The 17,636-nt window shown below is 64.9% G+C and carries 10 protein-coding genes; 6 read left to right on the top strand and 4 right to left on the bottom strand.

Features of this window, described 5'->3' with window-relative positions; genetic code table 11:
* Nucleotides 1-95: 95 nt before the first annotated feature.
* From ACIQXM_RS06005 to coaE, 3 genes are all read right to left on the bottom strand, one after another.
* Nucleotides 96-1,328, bottom strand: coding sequence for a TerC family protein (locus ACIQXM_RS06005; RefSeq protein WP_400929014.1), 1,233 nt, complete (start codon nucleotides 1,326-1,328; stop codon nucleotides 96-98).
* Nucleotides 1,329-1,503: 175 nt separating this feature from the next.
* On the bottom strand, nucleotides 1,504-3,594 hold the full coding sequence (gene uvrB, locus ACIQXM_RS06000) for an excinuclease ABC subunit UvrB (RefSeq protein WP_400929011.1): 2,091 nt from the start codon (nucleotides 3,592-3,594) through the stop codon (nucleotides 1,504-1,506).
* A gap of 51 nt (nucleotides 3,595-3,645) precedes the next feature.
* Entirely contained in the window at nucleotides 3,646-4,260 is a 615-nt protein-coding gene (coaE, locus tag ACIQXM_RS05995) for a dephospho-CoA kinase (RefSeq protein WP_400929008.1), read from the bottom strand.
* A 69-nt stretch (nucleotides 4,261-4,329) separates the two neighbouring features.
* Between coaE and ACIQXM_RS05990 the strand changes: the two genes are divergently transcribed.
* Together ACIQXM_RS05990 and ACIQXM_RS05985 are read left to right on the top strand one after the other, a co-directional pair.
* On the top strand, nucleotides 4,330-5,004 hold the full coding sequence (locus tag ACIQXM_RS05990) for an IMPACT family protein (RefSeq protein ID WP_400929005.1): 675 nt from the start codon (nucleotides 4,330-4,332) through the stop codon (nucleotides 5,002-5,004).
* Nucleotides 4,989-6,170 (top strand): class I SAM-dependent methyltransferase, encoded by a 1,182-nt coding sequence (locus ACIQXM_RS05985; RefSeq protein WP_400929002.1) that lies wholly within the window; start codon nucleotides 4,989-4,991, stop codon nucleotides 6,168-6,170. Before ACIQXM_RS05990 ends, ACIQXM_RS05985 begins: the two co-directional genes overlap by 16 nt.
* On the opposite strand, the gene pulA is transcribed toward ACIQXM_RS05985, so the two are convergent.
* A complete protein-coding gene (gene pulA, locus ACIQXM_RS05980) occupies nucleotides 6,167-12,454 on the bottom strand; it encodes a pullulanase-type alpha-1,6-glucosidase (RefSeq protein WP_400928999.1) in 6,288 nt (2,095 codons plus the stop codon). The two genes, ACIQXM_RS05985 and pulA, sit on opposite strands and share 4 nt — an antisense overlap.
* 477 nt (nucleotides 12,455-12,931) lie before the next feature.
* Here pulA and ACIQXM_RS05975 point away from each other — a divergent pair, with 477 nt between their 5' ends.
* The 4 genes from ACIQXM_RS05975 to ACIQXM_RS05960 all read left to right on the top strand — a co-directional run bounded on the left by ACIQXM_RS05975 (nucleotide 12,932) and on the right by ACIQXM_RS05960 (nucleotide 17,609).
* On the top strand, nucleotides 12,932-14,191 hold the full coding sequence (locus ACIQXM_RS05975; protein WP_400929524.1) for an ABC transporter substrate-binding protein: 1,260 nt from the start codon (nucleotides 12,932-12,934) through the stop codon (nucleotides 14,189-14,191).
* A 63-nt stretch (nucleotides 14,192-14,254) separates the two neighbouring features.
* A complete protein-coding gene (locus ACIQXM_RS05970; protein WP_400928996.1) occupies nucleotides 14,255-15,238 on the top strand; it encodes a carbohydrate ABC transporter permease in 984 nt (327 codons plus the stop codon).
* Entirely contained in the window at nucleotides 15,235-16,152 is a 918-nt protein-coding gene (locus ACIQXM_RS05965; protein WP_400928993.1) for a carbohydrate ABC transporter permease, read from the top strand. The genes ACIQXM_RS05970 and ACIQXM_RS05965 overlap by 4 nt, the downstream gene beginning before the upstream one ends.
* On the top strand, nucleotides 16,152-17,609 hold the full coding sequence (locus tag ACIQXM_RS05960; protein ID WP_400928990.1) for a glycoside hydrolase family 1 protein: 1,458 nt from the start codon (nucleotides 16,152-16,154) through the stop codon (nucleotides 17,607-17,609). Before ACIQXM_RS05965 ends, ACIQXM_RS05960 begins: the two co-directional genes overlap by 1 nt.
* The last annotated feature ends 27 nt before the right edge of the window (nucleotides 17,610-17,636 follow it).

The following is a 17,636-nucleotide window of genomic DNA, read 5'->3' as shown; positions in this document are numbered from 1 at the left end:
AAACCGGAGCAAAAGGCCGAACGCCGCCCTTCCCCCAGGGAAGAGCGGCGTTCGGCTGCCGGTGCTCTGCCGCGCCGGCTTGCTGTAATCGGGTGTTACTTTTCGGTCTGGTCCGCAGAGGTGTCCCGGTCAGAGCCCGAACGGCCGGAACGAGGGTCGGTGGCACGGAAGTGCGCACGGGCCTCGTCGGAGATCTCGGGCAGGTCGACGTCGTCACGGTCCTTCGCCGCAGTGGTGGCCGCACTGTAGGTTTCGGTGACCTTCTCGTAGGCTTCCACGCGTTCTTCGTGCGGGGCATCCTCTTCGAGGTTCCGGTAGACCTTCAGCGCGTTCTCCAGCGAGGCGACGGCCTGGACAGCCTTGGCCTTGGGGCTGAGCAGCGACGCGACGGTGGCGACGATGATGGTGCCCAGGATGACAGCCAGGGAAACAAAGGTGGGGATTTCCGGAGCCCAGCCAACGTGCTCGCCGCCGTTGATGAACGGCAGCTCGTTCACGTGCAGTGCATGGAGGATCAGCTTCACGCCAATGAAGGCCAGGATGACGGACAGGCCGTGCTTGAGGTAGATCAGACGGTCCATCAGGCCGCCCAGCAGGAAGTAGAGCTGGCGCAGGCCCATAAGGGCGAAGATGTTGGCGGTGAAGACAATGAAGGCGCTCTGGGTCAGGCCGAAGATGGCCGGAATGGAGTCAACCGCAAACATCAGGTCGGTGACGCCGATGGTGATGAAGACGATCAGCATCGGGGTGAAGACCTTCTTGCCGTCCACCGTCGTGCGGATCTTGCCCTGGTCGAACTTGTCGGTCATCGGCAGGACGTTGCGCAGCTTGCCGATCAGCTTGTTGTCACTGCCTTCGTCTTCGTCCTCGCCGTTGTCCGTGGCCTGCTTGTAGGCAGTCCACAGCAGGAACGCACCGAAGATGAAGAAGACCCAGCTGAAGTTCTCAATGATTGCGGCACCCAGGATGATGAAGATGCCGCGCAGGATGAGCGCAATGATAATGCCGAACATCAGCACTTCCTGCTGGTACTTACGAGGTACCGAGAAGCGGGCCATGATGATGATGAAGACAAAGAGGTTGTCCACGCTGAGGCTGTATTCAGTGACCCAGCCGGCAACAAACTGGCTGCCGTACTCCGGGCCGGTGAAGACAAACATGGCACCGGCGAAGACCAGCGCAAGCCCGATGTAGAAGCCGACCCACAGGCCGGCCTCCTTCATCGACGGCTCGTGGGGACGCTTGACGACGAGGAGCAGGTCGAAAAGCAGGACGACTCCGAGGGCGACAAAGGTGCCGACCTCGAAGACAACGGGTAACTCGGGCATGGGGATAAACCTTTCGGGCACGGCCAGAGGCGCAGGTCTCTCCGGCAGCCGTGGAGGTCATCTCACACGGGTGCCCGCTGCACCCGGCGGGACGACGTCGCCCTGCGTGCTGACGGGTGCAGCGACAAAGGATACTCCCCTACGCTGCCTAGAAGTCTATCGCAGCACCGGCGGCTTACGCGTGCCCCGCGTTCTGCATCTGGCGCAGTTCTTTCTTCAAATCGCCCACTTCGTCGCGGAGCCGGGCCGCCAGTTCAAACTGCAGTTCCGCTGCCGCAGCATGCATCTGCTCCGTCATCGAAGCGATCAGTCCGGCCAGGTCCTCGGCCGGAGCAGCGGCGAGGCCGTCCTTGCGGACGCCGCCCTTGCCCTTGCCCGTGGTCTTGCGGTTCTTCTTTTCGGCCGCCTCGGCCAGCAGGGCACGGGTGTCCGCGTCCTCCCGGGCCAGCGAATCGGTAATGTCCGCAATTTTCTTCCGCAGCGGCTGCGGATCCACGCCGTGGTCCTCGTTGTACTTCACCTGGATGGCGCGGCGGCGGTTGGTCTCGTCGATGGCCTTGGCCATGGAATCCGTGATCCGGTCGGCGTACATGTGCACTTCACCGGAGACGTTGCGGGCGGCACGGCCAATGGTCTGGATCAGTGAGGTGGACGAGCGCAGGAAGCCTTCCTTGTCCGCGTCGAGTATGGACACCAGCGACACTTCGGGAAGGTCAAGGCCTTCACGGAGCAGGTTGATGCCCACCAGCACGTCGAAGGTGCCCATCCGCAGTTCGCGGAGCAGCTCCACGCGGCGCAGGGTGTCGACGTCGGAGTGCAAATATTCGACCTTGACCCCGTGCTCCATCAGGTAGCCCGTCAGGTCCTCCGCCATGCGCTTGGTCAGCGTGGTGACCAGCACGCGCTCGTTCCGCTCGGTGCGGGTGCGGATCTCGCCCAGCAGGTCATCGATCTGGCCCTTGCTCGGCTTCACGATCACCTGCGGGTCCACCAGGCCGGTGGGGCGGATGATCTGCTCCACGTAGCCGTCGGATTTGGAGAGTTCATATTTGCCCGGCGTCGCGGACATGTACACGGTCTGGCCGATGCGTTCGAGGAACTCGTCCCATTTCAGCGGCCGGTTGTCCATGGCAGAGGGCAGCCGGAAGCCGTGGTCCACCAGGGTCCGCTTACGGGACATGTCCCCCTCGTACATGGCACCTATCTGCGGGATGGTCACGTGGGACTCATCCACCACCAGCAGGAAATCATCCGGGAAGTAGTCCAGCAGGCAGTGCGGGGCGGTGCCCGGTCCGCGGCCGTCAATGTGCCTGGAATAGTTTTCAATGCCGTTGCAGAAGCCCATCTGCTGCATCATTTCCAGGTCATAGGTAGTGCGCATCCGCAGCCGCTGGGCTTCCACCAGCTTGTTCTGCGACTCCAGCTCGGCCAGCCGCACCTGCAGCTCATCTTCAATCTGGCGGATGGCACGGTGCATGCGGTCTTCACCGGCCACGTAGTGCGAGGCCGGGAAGACGTACATTTCCGTTTCCTCGCGGATCACGTCCCCGGTGAGCGGATGCAGGGTGTAGATGTTCTCGATCTCGTCGCCGAAGAACTCAATCCGGAGCGCGTTTTCCTCGTACATCGGAATGATCTCGACGGTGTCGCCGCGGACGCGGAAGGTGCCGCGGTGGAAGTCCATATCATTGCGGGCGTACTGCATGTTCACGAACCGGCGCAGCAGGTCGTCACGGTTCATCTGCTGGCCCTTGCGCAGGGTGACCATGGCCTCGATGTACTCTTCGGGCGTGCCCAGACCGTAGATGCAGGACACAGTGGCCACCACAATGACGTCGCGGCGGGTCAGCAGCGCGTTGGTGGCGGAGTGGCGCAGCCGTTCCACTTCCTCGTTGATCGAGGAGTCCTTCTCGATGAAGGTGTCCGTCTGCGGGACGTACGCTTCGGGCTGGTAATAGTCATAGTAGGAGACGAAGTATTCCACCGCGTTGTTGGGCAGCAGTTCGCGGAATTCGTTGGCCAGCTGCGCGGCAAGCGTCTTGTTCTGGACCATGACGAGCGTGGGCCGCTGGACCTGCTCCACCAGCCAGGCCGCCGTCGCACTCTTACCGGTACCGGTGGCACCGAGGAGGACCACGTCCTTTTCGCCGGCCTTGATGCGGTCGGCAAGTTCTTTGATGGCGGTGGGCTGGTCACCCGCCGGTGAATAATCACTGATGACTTCGAAGGGGGCAACGACTCTCTTGATGTCCTGCGCAAGACTCATGATTAAAAGCTACTCCGCACTGCGGTCAGGTCCGGTCCGCAGGGCTGTCGGTTAGCTGAGGGCTGAACCCCGGTTAAGGGGGACCAGCCGGGTTTCCCACAGCTCCCGTACGGCGGCCGCCAGCTCTTCAGGGGTGCCGGTGTTGTGCAGTACGACGTCGGCTGCCGCGGCACGCTGCTCGGCCGTAGCCTGAGCGGCGATACGGGCCCGGGCAGCGTCCGGCCCCATCCCGCGGTCGCGGACCATCCGGTCCAGCCGCACGTCCTCGGGTGCCTCGACCACCAGGACGAAGTCAAAGTTCGGCGCCTGGCCGGTCTCCACCAGCAGCGGGATGTCCTGCACGAGGATGGCGTCCGCGGGTGCTTCCGCTGCCAGCTGCGCAGCACGGGCACGCACCAGCGGATGAATGATGCCGTTGAGCACCTTCCTGCGGTCCTCGTCCCCGAAGATCACCGCCGCCAGTGCCGGGCGGTCCAAGGAACCGTCCGGAGCCAGGATCCCGGGACCGAAGGCGTCGACGACGGCGGCAAGTCCGTCAGTGCCGGGGGCCACAACCTCGCGGGCCAGGGCATCGGCGTCGATGAGTACCGCGCCGCAGTCCACCAGCGTCCGGGCCACCACGGATTTTCCGGCGGCGATCCCGCCGGTGAGTCCAACTTTGAGCATGCTGCCCAGCCTACCGCCGCCGGGGACCACCCAGCTTCAGGCGCCCCGGACGGCCACTAGACTGGAGGGGTGAGTGACATCGACGCGGCGGCGGGGCGCTACACCACCCTTGCCGGGGAACACCGCACGGAACTCGAGATCCGGCGCTCACGTTTCATTACGGTGCTGCGGCGCACCGAAACCGAAGAACAGGCCCGCGCGCTGGTCGCTGATCTGCGGCGCGAGTTCCACGATGCCCGGCACCACTGCAGCGCCTTTGTCCTGGGCACCGTGCGTGAAGTGCAGCGTTCCAGTGACGACGGCGAACCCTCCGGCACGGCCGGCATCCCCATGCTGGAAGCCCTGACCAAGCGGGAAACCTTTGACGGTGCCACCGACCTCAGCGACATCACCGCTGTGACCGTCCGCTATTTCGGGGGGATCCTGCTGGGCGCCGGCGGTCTGGTGCGCGCCTACTCCGAATCCGTGTCCGCGGCCCTGTCCACCGCTCCCCTGCTCCGCCGCCGCCGGATGCAGCTCTACTCCATACCGGCAGGCCACGCCGAAGCCGGCCGGTTGGAGAATGACCTCCGGACCGCCGGCATCAGCGTCACCGGCACGGAGTACGGTGCGGCCGGGGCAAACATCACCGTGGCGCTGCCGGACATCCCCGGCAGTGCCGGCACCTTCCGCGAACGTCTTGCCGCCTTCACCGCGGGCGGCAGCACCCCCGAACCGCTGAACACAGAATGGATCGACCTTTGACGCACTCCCCCGACCAGGTGTCCCCGGACGCACCGGACTTTTCCTTTGAGTCCCTGAGCCGCCGGCCGGACGTTGAGGCGGAGAACCTGCAGGCCCATGACGCTGCCGACAGGCTGCTGCTGGACACCGCGGCGGACCGGCTGCGTGAGGATCCTGCCGGCGTCGTCGTCATCGGTGATTCCTACGGTGCGCTGACCCTCGGCGCCGCCGCGCTGCACGGCGTGCGGGACCTGCGGGTGCATCAGGATCCGTACTCGGGCGAGCTGGCGCTGGAGCGCAACGCCCGTGCCGCGGGACTCGCGCAGACCTACGGTTCGCTGCCGCTGGACGCAGACCTGCTGGCGGGGGCACGCACGGTGCTGCTGCGCCTGCCGCGCTCGCTGGATGCCCTTGAGGAGATTGCGGCGCTGATCGCTGCGCACGCCGCACCTGACGTGGTGGTGTACGCCGGCGGAAGGCTCAAGCACATGACCACAGCCATGAACGACGTCCTGGCGCGCTGGTTCGGCTCGGTTCAGGCAGGGCTGGCCCGGCAGAAGTCCCGGGTGCTGACCGTCTCCGGGCCGCTGCCCGCCGCGGTGCAGCCCGCCAGCCGTTTTCCGCTGGCCCAGCAGCACGACGTCGGACTGGCGGTGCCGCTTCAGCTGCGGGCCCACGGTGCGGCCTTTGCCGGAGCAGCACTGGATATTGGGACCCGGTTCCTGCTGCCGCACCTTGCCGGGGCCCGGCAGGCGAACACCGCGGTGGACCTGGGCTGCGGAACGGGGGCCATTGCCGCGTACCTCGCACTGGCCCGTCCGTCGCTTCAGGTCACGGCGACCGATCAGTCAGCGGCCGCCGTCGCTTCCGCAACGGCGACGATGGACGCCAACGGCGTTGCGGACCGGGTGCAGGTTCGCCGCGGCGACGCCCTGGCCGGGTTCCCCGACCGTTCCGCGGAGCTGATCGTGCTGAACCCGCCGTTCCATATCGGCGCCAGTGTCCACGCCGGAATAGCCCTGAAACTCTTCGCCGATGCCGGGCGGGTCCTGGCACCGGGCGGCGAGCTGTGGACCGTGTGGAACAGCCACCTGACCTACAAGTCCGCTTTGACCCGGTTGGTGGGACCCACCCGTGAAGTGGCCCGTAATCCGAAGTTCACGGTGACCGTCAGCACCCGCCGCTAGGTCCGCTTCACCAGCCGCCACACCCGAGGCAGCACCAGAACGGTACCGACGGCGAGCAGCGTCAGCCCCAGGAGCCAGACCAGCCAGAGGTTGGCACCCGTGTCCGCCAGCGGACCGACCACCTGCAGCGGGGCCTGCGCCTCCTGTCCGGATGCCAGCCCGCTGACGCGGATGGAATGGGAGCCCAAATCGGTGTCAGCCGGAATGGTCACCTGCACTGTGACGGAACCCTTCGCATCCGCCGTCCGCGCCGCCAGCAGCTTCGGAGCGGACTCCAGCCAGACCTGCACTGTTTCCCCGGCGTCGAAGCCGGCACCGGTGACCGTGAGAGTGTCGCCGGGACGGATGGTTCCTGCACTCAGCGTCACCGAGGCGTCCGGGTTCGCGGGATCGGTCGGGGCGTCCGGGTTCGCGGGATCGGTCGGGGCGTCCGGGTTCGCGGGATCGGTCGGGCCGGGGGTACCGGGGTTGCCCGGATTGCCCGGTCCCCCGGGCTCTTCGCCCTGGGGGTCCAGGAGCACCGCAACGCTGCGGCCGGGGACGCTCACCGTGCCGGTGTCCGGCTGCCAGCTGCTCTGCTTCACCACGGGATCCGTTCCGTCCTGCTGCACCTTGGACAGCGCATAGTCGCGGCCGGCCAGTTCCGGGATTGTCTGCACGGCAGCCGCCGGCGCAGCATTGAAGACCACCAGTGCGCCGTCGAGGGCAGGATCAGTGTCCGCTCCCGCGAGGTCATCAATGCTCATCACAATGAGGCCGGCGGTTGCCCCCGGGCCGCTTCCGGGGAAGGTCACCTTCTGTTCAATGAGATCGGCAGAGCCGAGCCGCAGCAGGTCCACGCCTGAGCGCAGGCGCAACAGGTCCAGTGCTCCGGCCTCCGCCGAGGCGATGTCCGATGCAGCCGGCTTGAGTGCCGGGTCCGCCAGCAGCGGAGCCATGAGAGGCCACTTTTCCTCGTTGTCCGCCGCGGGCGGCAAGCCGGAGCCGAATGTTGATTCGGAACCGGTCCAGTCAATGCGGTTGAACCAGTCGCCGGAGTTGTAGCTGTTCCGGTCCAGCGACTTCGAGCGCAGCAGCTCGGTTCCCGCGTGCCAGAACGACGGCGACTGCGAGAGGGTCACCGTGGCCAGCGACAGGGTGTTCATCCGCACCCGGTCCGCCATCGGCGTCGTCGTCGGCAGTTTCAGCACTCCCAGGTCGTAAAGCGTCTCGTTGTCGTGGGCGTCCACATAGTTGATGGTCTCCTGCGGCTCATCGGAGTAGCCGGCCGCCTGCCCGTTGTAGTCGATCGCTTCCCCGCGCTTCACGCTTCCGTCCGCCGTCTCAAAGGAATAGTCCTTCAGGTTGCCGGCCAGGCCGAGCTTCACGAGGTCGGTCTGCTTCGCCAGGGCCGCGGCTGCGGCTTCGGGGGTTCCGTTGATCGCGTCCCCGTTCGGGTCGGTGGCCAGGCCGGTGCCGTAACCCTGGGCATAGGTGGTTCCCGCGTCAACCGGACTGCCGCCGTGCACGGCATCGCGCAGCCGGTCATTGAAGGTTCCAATGCCGGTTCCCGCGAGATTTCCCTGCGTCGCCTGCTCAAACAAGGCGTTGTCGGCCACTTCGCCGAAGTTCCAGCCTTCCCCGTACAGGTAGACGGCTTTTCCGTCGACGCCGTCCGCAGCGAGGGTCAGCTCGTCCAGTGCCGCGCGGACGGCAAGCATGTTGGCCTTGGAGTGGTGGCCCATCAGGTCAAAGCGGAAGCCGTCCACTTTGTAGGCCTTGGCCCAGAGCACCACGGAGTCCACCATCAGCTTTTCCGCTGCCGAGTGTTCGGTGGCGACATTCTGGCAGCAGCTGGAGGTCTCCACATTTCCGGCCGCATTCAGGCGCTGGTAGTAGCCCGGCACCACCCGGTCAAGCACGCTCTTGGTGCCCTGGCCGGCCTCGGCTGTGTGGTTGAACACCTCATCGAGCACCACCTGCAAGCCGGTGGCATGCAGCGCCCCCACCATGTCCCGGAACTCGGCAACCCTCGCGCCGCCGTCCGGGTCAACGGCATAAGACCCTTCCGGCACCGAGTAATGCAGCGGATCGTAGCCCCAGTTGAAGGCGTCGGCGTCGGCAGCGGCAGCAACGCAGGCCTGCTGCTCGGAGGAGGCCGGTCCGTAGCCGGCGAGGTCGCAGTCCGGCTCCCGGCGGGCCTGCGGGTCCTCGTTAATGGACGCGATATCGAAGGTGGGCAGCAGGTGCACCGTGTTGATGCCGGCCTCCGCCAGCTGGCGCAGCTGCCGGGTTCCCGCGCTGTCCCGGGTGAAGGCGCGGTAGGTTCCGCGCTCTTCAGCCGGAACCTCCGGGTCGCCCACCGAGAAGTCACGCACGTGCAGTTCGTAGATGGAACGGTCGGCGGGCTTGTCGATGACCGGTGCCTCGGTGTCGTCCCAGAGCTGCGGCTTCCAGCGGTCCGAGTCCAGGTCGACGGCAACCGAGCGTTCCGAGTTGCGGGTCAGGCCCGCTGAATACGGATCAGTGACCGAGTTGGTTTCGACGGCGCCGGTTGAGGGCGCGTAGACACGCACCGACCAGCGGTACTCCATTCCTTCGGAAAGTGCCGGATCGGTGACCGACCACGTTCCGTCGGTGCCGTTCCATGCAGCGGGCAGCACTTTCGGTGCACCCGGTTCGCCGGCGGGGAAGACTTCCAGGGACACGTCCTGTGCGGTGGGCGCCCAGAGCCGCAGGGTGGGAATGCTGTTCTGCCAGCTCACCCCAAGCGTGGCGGAGCCCAGATTGGCAGCGTAAAGGTCATCCAGCACCCCGGGTATCTGCACTCCGGTCAAGGCCGTCAGCTCGGTGCCGGTGGACTGGGAGACCTGGAGCTGCTCAGTCACAAGGTCCTGCACCGCGGCGCGGTCCAGACCCTCCGGGCGCAGGGCCACGTAGCTGGCCAGCGCCGGAAACGCTGCCTTCTCATCGGCCGAGAGTCCGGCCGGGTCGTAGGTTAGTTCCACCTTCTCCCCGCCGGATACGCCGCCTTCCGCTGATGCATCAGGTGCGATGCCGGCGTCAGCGGAGTGGTGCAGCATCCAGCTGGCTGCCGCCGGGTCCGTGTCCCCCAGCAGCGAGACCGGCCAGGCGATCGTGTCTGCACTGACCCAGTGGGCGCGCAGTTCACCGGTGCCGGCCACCGGCGGGTCGGCGAGCACAATCTCGAATTCGTGCGTGGCCAGCGTATAGCGGAAGGTGACGAGCTTGCCTTCCGCCGCGGTGAAGGCATAGTTGGCTCCGCCGGGGACGCCTCCGACGCCGTAGTTCTCATCCCATGAAAGACCGTGGGCGGGTTTGACCTCGTAGCTGCCTGCGGGGATCCGGTCGCTGGACCACTCGTAGACGCCGTCGCCGTCGCCGTCCTGCAGCCAGCTGGCCAGGCAGTCCGGCTGCCAGTCACCGGGGCAGCCGATCTCGCTCTGGAAGCTGCCCGGGGCCGTGACCACGGGACCCTGGGCGGTGTTCTGTACCTGGTGAGTGGCGGGGTCGAAATAGAACGTCACCGGACCGCCCGGCGCAGTATAGGCAATGTTGGGACCGTCTGCAGCGCCGTTGGCGCCGTAACTGAGGTCCCAGGAACCGTTGATGGCAACCTTGTATTCGTAATCCCCTGCCGGCAGGTCGAAGGTGCCCGCGTAGATTCCATCGGCGCGCTTGGTGAGTTTTGCCGCTTCGCAGGCGGGCGTCCAATCCCCCGCGCAGCCCATCTCGCTGTTGTGGCTGCCCGGAACGGTGACCAGGTTCAGTTCCTGTTCCGGCGGATCCACGACGACGGTGGTCACTGCATTGCCCACCGAAGCATAGGTGGAGGCCGCCGCGTGCCGGCCGGCAGCGTCGGTCGTCACTGCACGGTACTCGATCAGGGTGCCGGCCTGCAGTGCATCCACGTCGTGGAAGATGCGCGGCGCGGTTGTCTCCGCGGTGCCCAGACCGGTCCACTGGGTGCCGCCCACCTCCCGCCAGGCGAAGCTGGTCTGCTGCCAGGTGCTGTCAGGAACGTCGGCTGCCACGGCGCTGGCACCGCTGAGGCCGGCGCCGGCGGTCGGCACGCTGACGGTCACGGCCTCCGGAGCCGCAGGGGCTGCCACAGTTGTGCCGGCTTCGAACACCACCGATCCCAGGGCCGGAACGGTGACGGAGGCGACGCCGTCGGCATCGGATACCAGGGCTGTTTCCGTGCCGTACAGCGGTGCGAAGGCCGCCTGCTTGGTCAGCGTTGGAACATTGACCGTTTTGGCCTCCGCGGAATTATTCACTGCCACGAGGTATTCCGTCTTTTCCGCCTGGTCCACGCGGGAGAAGGCGTAGACACCGGGACCGTCGTCGGCGTACCGCTCGATCTGGGCTCCGGAGGAGAGCGCCGGGTGCGCTTCACGGAGGGCTGCCAGTCCGGCAATATGCGTATAAAGCGGCGCGGCGGTGTCAAAGCGGTCACCGGATCCCAGCTGCTCGCCCGTGATGAGCAACTGGTCGGTGTACTCGCTCACCCGGCTGCCAAACATCGACTGGCGCGCGGCACGGTCATTGCCCTGGCCGGCGCCGGCGAAGCCCTGCTCGTCACCGTAGTAGACCACCGGCTGGCCGCGGGTGAGGAACATCAGTTCGTGGGCAAGTTCGTCACGCTGCAGGGCATCGCCGGTGTTTTGCAGGAAATAGCCCACACGGCCCATGTCGTGGTTGCCCAGGAAGGTCGGCAGCGCGGTCGCTGAGCTGTGCGGGGTGGTGTAGTAGTCGTCACCAGCAAACAAATTGGAAAGGCCCCGTGCCGAATTTCCCGAGGCGTAGCCCACGGCCTGTGACTGGAAGGTGAAATCAAGTACTGAATTCATATCGGTGTTGCGCACATAAGGGGAGGTTTTCTTGGGATCGGCGTCATAAACCTCACCAAACATAAAGAAATCCGGCTTGCCGACGGAGGCCGCATAGTCCTTAACCTGCGTGGTCCACTTTTCCCAGAATTCGAAATTCACGTGCTTGACCGTGTCAATGCGGAACCCGTCGATGCCGCGGTCAATCCACTGGTTATAAACGTCGGCAAACCCGTCCACCACCGAAGGGTTTTCAGTCATCAGGTCATCGAGGCCGGAGAAATCTCCCAACGTGGTGGACTCCCCTTCGAAGGTCGAGTCGCCGCGGTTGTGATAAATGGCGGGGTCGTTGAGCCAGCCGGGAACCTTGGCGTCCTTTTCGGCGTCGGCAATCTCCGGAACATAGGGAAAGCTCGTCGCCGGGTCCAGCTCCGGGAAGTTCCCGGTGCCCGCGTAGTCGGCCGGATCAAATGCCGTTCCGGCGGCGTCCTTGTATGGCACAGTTTCCTGGTTGATGTAGGAATACTGGCCGCCCTGATAGGAAATGACATCCGCGGTGTGGTTGGTGATGATGTCGAAGTAGACCTTCATGCCCTTGGCATGCGCCTCGTCAATGAGGGCTTCCAGTTCTGCGTTGGTCCCAAGGTGCGGGTCGATCTGCGTAAAGTCGGTGATCCAGTAACCGTGGTAGCCGGCTGAAGCATCCGCCCCGGAACCCTGAACGGGCTTGTTCTTGAAGCTTGGTGTCAGCCAGATGGCCGTTGTCCCGAGGTCCTGGATGTAATCCAGCTGTGAGCGCAGGCCGGCAAGGTCACCGCCGTTGTAAAAGCCCGTATTGGTGGGGTCGTAGCCGGTGGCGAGGCGGTCACCGGCGAGGCCCCCGGTGTCATTGGACGGATCGGCATTCTCAAAACGGTCGGTCAGCGCAAAGTAGAAGACGTTGTCCGCTCCGGCCTGTCGCACCGGCGGAGCCACGAGGGCGTCGTCATCCGCAGAGTAGGCGTCGCGCAGATCCAGCGGTGTGAGGCCCACGCGGTGCGTGTTGTCGTCGAAGACGAAGCGGATGCGGGAACCCCCGGCGATCGAAAGCGGAATGTTGTCCGCCCCGCCGTCCAGCCCATAAGCCTCGTCCCAGCCGTCATTCACTGCGACCTTGTACTCGTAGCTGCCGGCGGGCAGGGTGAACTCCGCCGCATAAACGCCGGGAATGTCGGTGGGTGCCAGCTCGGTCATGCCGCATTCGGGGGCCCAGTCCGCGTCGCAGCCGAGCTCGGACTGGAGGCTGCCGGTGAGCGCAAAAGTGCGCGGGTCTTCAGCGGTTGCAGAGCTAACGGGGCCCGCCAGCAGCCCGGCCGCGGCAAGCGCCACAATAAGCCCCCGCGTTATCCCCCGTTTTGTCCCCAAAGTTCTCCTCCGGGCGACCCAGCCGCGCGTACTTGTACCCCTAGTCATCATTGACTCCCGTTTTAGGACGCGGCACAGTGCCATCGACATTGCGAGGAACACTAACAACGCACGGGCTCGCGTGCAAACGCTTTCAAGGATCTTTTTCTTGCGGGGACCCGATAAGCGCCCCTGTTCCACGGCTGCACTTTCCCGATTCCCCGTTCCGTGCAAACGCTTCCTGCGACAGACCAGAGATATACCGGAAATCTGAGAGAGCGCTCTCTTGACAGTGACCGCTATCACTCCTATGGTGAAGTCCAAGTCAAGAGAGCGCTCTCTGGAAATCATTGAATTTCTTCGGGGCGCATGGCTCCATTCGAAGTCCTCATCCCTTCCCGCCTCCGTCGATTACGCCTGTCCGTCTCCAACGGACACGGTCCGCCAGCTTCGGGAAATGTTTTTGCACCACCCACACACAAAGGAGTGACAGTGAAGAATTTCAGACGCCCCGCCGCAGCCGTTGCAGGCGCTGCGATCGTGGCCATGCTGGCAGTTGGCTGCGGCGGCGGTGACACCGAAGCGGCAAGCGAGGACAACCCCGTTGAGCTGAGCGTTACCACCTTCGGAACCTTCGGCTATGACGAGCTGTACGCCGAGTACGAGGAAGCCAATCCCGGCATCGAGATCAAGCCGACCAACATCGACACCGGCGGCAACGCCCGCACGGATCTGTTCACCAAGCTCGGAGCCGGTTCCGGCGTCAGCGACGTGGTGGCCATCGAAGAGGGCTGGCTCGGCGCAATCATGGAGGTGTCCGACAAGTTCGTGGACCTCAATGAGTACGGCGCAGAAGACATCAAGGACAACTGGGTCGACTGGAAGTATAAGCAGGGCACCGACGCCGACGGCCGCGTGATTGGCTACGGCACCGACATCGGCCCGCAGGGCCTGTGCTACAACGGAAAGCTGTTCGAAGCCGCCGGCCTTCCGAGCGACCGCGCAGCAGTAGCCGAACTCTTCGGCGGGGACGACGCCAGCTGGGACAAGTACTTCGAGCTTGGCCGCGCCTACCACGAAAAGACCGGCAAGGCCTGGTACGACCAGTCAGGATTCGTCTGGAACTCCATGGTCAACCAGATGGAGGAAGGCTATTACACCGCCGACGGCGAGCTGAACATTGACGGTAACGACGCCATGAAGAAGCAGTTCTCCCAGCTGGCCGACGCCACCTCCGACGGCCTGTCCGGCAACCAGACGGAATGGGACTGGGGCAAGGGCCAGGCTTTCCTGGACGGCTCATTCGCCACGTTCGTCTGCCCGGGATGGATGCTCGGCACCATTCAGGGTTCGATCGAATCCGCAGGCGGCGGAACTGACAGCGGCTGGGACTTTGCCGATGTCTTCCCCGGCGGCGCATCGAACTGGGGCGGAGCCTTCCTCTCGGTTCCCGAAACCTCCAAGCACCCCGAAGAAGCAGCCAAGCTTGCAGCATGGCTGACCGATCCGGAGCAGCAGGTCAAGCAGAGCGCTGCGGCCAACAACTTCCCCAGCACCGTAAAGGCGCAGGAGGAACTCGCGGCGGCTGCCACCCCGAACGAGTACTTCAATGACGCACCCACCGGGTCCATCCTCGCTTCGCGCGCCGAAGGCGTAGTTGCCCAGTTCAAGGGCCCGGACGACTCCGTCATTCAGGAGAACGTCTTTGGTCCGGCGCTGGACATGCTGGACAACGGCAGCGGCGACACCGATAAGGCCTGGGCCGAAGCGCTCAAGCTCCTCAACGAGCTGGTTGTCAACAACTAGCAACACCGGCAGCGGGGCCTCCGGCTACCACCGGAGGCCCCCCTATGGAGTGCGAGAAACCCCATGACCACCACACTGACCCGTCCGCAGACGCACAACGCGGCCAAGCCGAAGCCCACCTTCCGGCAGCGCCTCAGCTTCTGGGACCTCAAGGCCTCCCCCTACCTGTACATCTCCCCCTTCTTCATCGTCTTTGCCGTCGTGGGGCTGTTCCCGCTCCTTTACACGTTCTACGTTTCCCTGCACGAGTGGCACCTGCTCAAAGGCCAGGGCGAATTTGTGGGACTGGCGAACTTCACCGGTGTGCTGGGTGACCGGTTCTTCTGGAACTCTCTGTTCAACACCTTCAGCATCTTCCTGCTCTCCGCCATCCCCCAGCTGGCAGTGGCCCTGTTCCTCGCCGCCGTCCTGGACCAGAACCTGCGCGCCAAAACCTTCTGGCGGATGAGTGTCCTGCTGCCCTACGTCGTCACTCCGGTAGCGGTCGCCCTGATCTTCACCAATATGTTCGATGAGCAGTACGGACTCATCAACACCATGCTGGGCAACGTGGGGATCGATCCGGTGCTCTGGAAGACGGACACCCTGCCCAGCCACCTTGCCCTGGCCACCATGGTCAACTGGCGGTGGACGGGCTACAACGCCCTGATCCTGCTGGCGGCAATGCAGGCTGTTCCCCGCGACATTTACGAATCCGCGGCGATCGACGGCGCCGGCCCCTTCCGGCGTTTCTTCAGCATCACGCTGCCGAGCATCCGCCCCACCATGATTTTCGTCGTCATCACCTCCACCATCGGCGGCCTTCAGATCTTTGCCGAGCCGCGGCTCTTCGATTCCGTGACGGCCGGCGGCAGCCAGCGCCAGTTCCAAACCACCGTTCTCTACCTCTGGGAAATGGCTTTCCAGCGGCAGAACTTTGGCCGGGCCTCCGCCATCGCCTGGATCCTTTTCCTGATCATCGTGCTGGTGGGCATAGTCAACTTCCTGATCTCCAAGAAAATCGCCACGGCGGACAGCAAGCCCCGCCGGGTTAGGAGCAAGCGATGAGCGTCCTTCAAAAGGCCGGTGCCGTACCCGGAACCGGAATTGATTCCGGCTCGGGCAAACCGGCACGTCCCGGATGGCGCCGGCAGTTCTTCGGCAACACCCGGGGACCCGGTTTCCTCACCTACGGCATCCTCCTGGCCTTCCTGATCGGATCGGCGTATCCGCTGTGGTGGTCGGCTGTGGTGGGTTCGCGCGGCAACGAGGCCCTCGGGTCGGACTGGCCTCCGCTGTGGCCCGGAGGGAACTTCTGGCACAACGTCGATGAAGTCATGAACACTGTGCCGTTCTGGAAGGCGCTGGGCAACAGCCTGCTCATTTCCGGAACCATCACCGTTTCCGTCGTCGTGTTCTCCACCCTCGCCGGCTACGCCTTCGCCAAACTCAAGTTCCGCGGCCGCGGATTCCTCATGGTCGCCGTTATTGCCACCATGGCCATCCCCACCCAGCTCGGCATCATCCCGCTGTTCATGGTGATGCAGGAACTGGGCTGGACCGGCAAGGTCGGCGCCGTCATCGTGCCGAGCCTGGTCACGGCGTTCGGGGTGTTCTTTATGCGCCAGTACCTGGTGGACGTGATCCCGGACGAGCTGATTGAGTCCGCCCGCATGGACGGTGCCAACATGATCCGCACCTTCCGTCACGTAGCACTGCCGGCCGCCAAGCCGGCCATGGCCATCCTGTCACTGTTCACCTTCATGATGGCGTGGACCGACTTTATGTGGCCGCTGCTGGTCCTGGGCCCCGACAATCCCACGCTGCAGACCGCACTCAGCCAGCTGCAGTCGGCGCGGTACGTGGATTACTCCATCGTGCTGACCGGTGCCGTGCTGGCCACCATCCCCCTGCTGATCCTCTTTGTGGCAGCAGGCAAACAACTTATATCCGGAATTATGCAGGGAGCAGTGAAGGGCTAATGAACAACGAAAACCCCCAGTGGAACAACTGGCCGGACGGCTTCATCTGGGGATCGGCAACAGCTGCAGCCCAAGTTGAAGGCGCCGCCTGGGAAGACGGCAAGCAGGACTCCATTTGGGATGCCTTTGCCCGCACACCGGGAAACACGCTGAACGGCGACACCCCCGAAACGGCCGTGGACCACTATCACCGCATGCCTGCGGACGTCGCCCTGATGAAGGAACTGGGGCTGGACTCGTACCGGTTCTCCACCAGCTGGGCCCGCGTCCGTCCCGGCGGCGGACCCGCCAATGCCAAGGGCCTGGACTTCTACTCCCGCCTCGTGGACGAGCTCCTCGAAGCAGGCATCCTGCCCTGGCTCACGCTTTACCACTGGGACCTGCCGCAGGCCCTGGAGGAAACCGGCGGCTGGACGAACAGGGATACCGCGTACCGGTTCGCAGAGTACGCAAATGACGTCTACACGGCGCTCGGTGACCGGGTACAGCACTGGACCACCTTCAATGAGCCCTTCTGCTCCTCGCTGCTGGGTTATGCCTCCGGCGTGCATGCCCCTGGCCGCCACGAGCCCCGGGCAGCGGTTGCCGCCGTCCACCACCAGCACCTTGCCCACGGCCTTGCCGTGACGCAGCTGCGTGAGCGCGGTGCGCAGCAGCTGGGCATCACCCTGAACCTGAGCAATTCCATCCCGAGGGATCCCTCCGACCCGGTGGACCTGGAAGCAGCCCGGCTCTTTGACTCGCTGCAGAACCGGATCTTCCTTGACCCCATCCTGCTGGGCGCCTACCCGCAGGACACGCTGCAGGACCTGGAACAGTTCGGCCTGAGCGACGTTATCCAGGACGGGGACCTGGGCCTCATCGGGGCACCGATCGACTTCCTGGGCGTCAACCATTACCACGATGACCTCATCAGCGGCCATCCTGACACCACGGGGGCCGACGGCCACTCGGGCGGGTCGGGGCGCCCGGCGATCTCACCGTTTATCGGCGCGGAGCACATCACTTTCCCGAGCCGCGGACTGCCGCGCACCGCGATGGACTGGGAGGTCAATCCGGACGGCCTGCGCAAGCTGCTGGTTCGCCTGGGCGAGGAGTATCCCATGCTGCCTCCGCTGTACGTCACCGAAAACGGCGCAGCCTACGACGACGTCGTCAGCGCCGACGGAAGCGTGCCCGACCCCGAGCGCACGCAGTTCATCCTGGACCACATTGCCGCGGTGGGCCGGGCCATTGAAGCGGGCGCAGATGTCCGCGGCTACTTTGTCTGGTCACTGCTGGACAACTTCGAGTGGTCCTGGGGCTACAGCCGGCGCTTCGGAATTGTCCGCGTGGACTATGACACCCAGGCGCGGACGGTCAAGGACAGCGGCCATGCCTACAGCCGCTGCATTGCGGCCAGCCGGGCTGCCGGGCGCGTCGTCCAGGGCGGCGAGCCCTTGGCTCCTGCGGTGTGAGTACCCGTAACATGGGAATCCAGCCGC

The sequence above is a fragment of the Arthrobacter sp. NPDC097144 genome (assembly GCF_044762205.1).
GTDB lineage: Bacteria > Actinomycetota > Actinomycetes > Actinomycetales > Micrococcaceae > Arthrobacter_B.
Note: the sequence above shows the minus strand (reverse complement) of the source record. Positions and strands in the feature narration are given on the sequence as shown.

Bases quoted from the DNA above. Each gene is read 5' to 3' on its own strand.
- ACIQXM_RS06005 (WP_400929014.1), bottom strand. From the start codon at position 1,328: ATGCCCGAGTTACCCGTTGTCTTCGAGGTCGGCACCTTTGTCGCCCTC.
- uvrB (WP_400929011.1), bottom strand. From the start codon at position 3,594: ATGAGTCTTGCGCAGGACATCAAGAGAGTCGTTGCCCCCTTCGAAGTC.
- coaE (WP_400929008.1), bottom strand. From the start codon at position 4,260: ATGCTCAAAGTTGGACTCACCGGCGGGATCGCCGCCGGAAAATCCGTG.
- ACIQXM_RS05985 (WP_400929002.1), top strand. From the start codon at position 4,989: ATGGATCGACCTTTGACGCACTCCCCCGACCAGGTGTCCCCGGACGCA.
- pulA (WP_400928999.1), bottom strand. From the start codon at position 12,454: ATGACTAGGGGTACAAGTACGCGCGGCTGGGTCGCCCGGAGGAGAACT.
- ACIQXM_RS05975 (WP_400929524.1), top strand. From the start codon at position 12,932: ATGCTGGCAGTTGGCTGCGGCGGCGGTGACACCGAAGCGGCAAGCGAG.
- ACIQXM_RS05970 (WP_400928996.1), top strand. From the start codon at position 14,255: ATGACCACCACACTGACCCGTCCGCAGACGCACAACGCGGCCAAGCCG.
- ACIQXM_RS05965 (WP_400928993.1), top strand. From the start codon at position 15,235: ATGAGCGTCCTTCAAAAGGCCGGTGCCGTACCCGGAACCGGAATTGAT.
- ACIQXM_RS05960 (WP_400928990.1), top strand. From the start codon at position 16,152: ATGAACAACGAAAACCCCCAGTGGAACAACTGGCCGGACGGCTTCATC.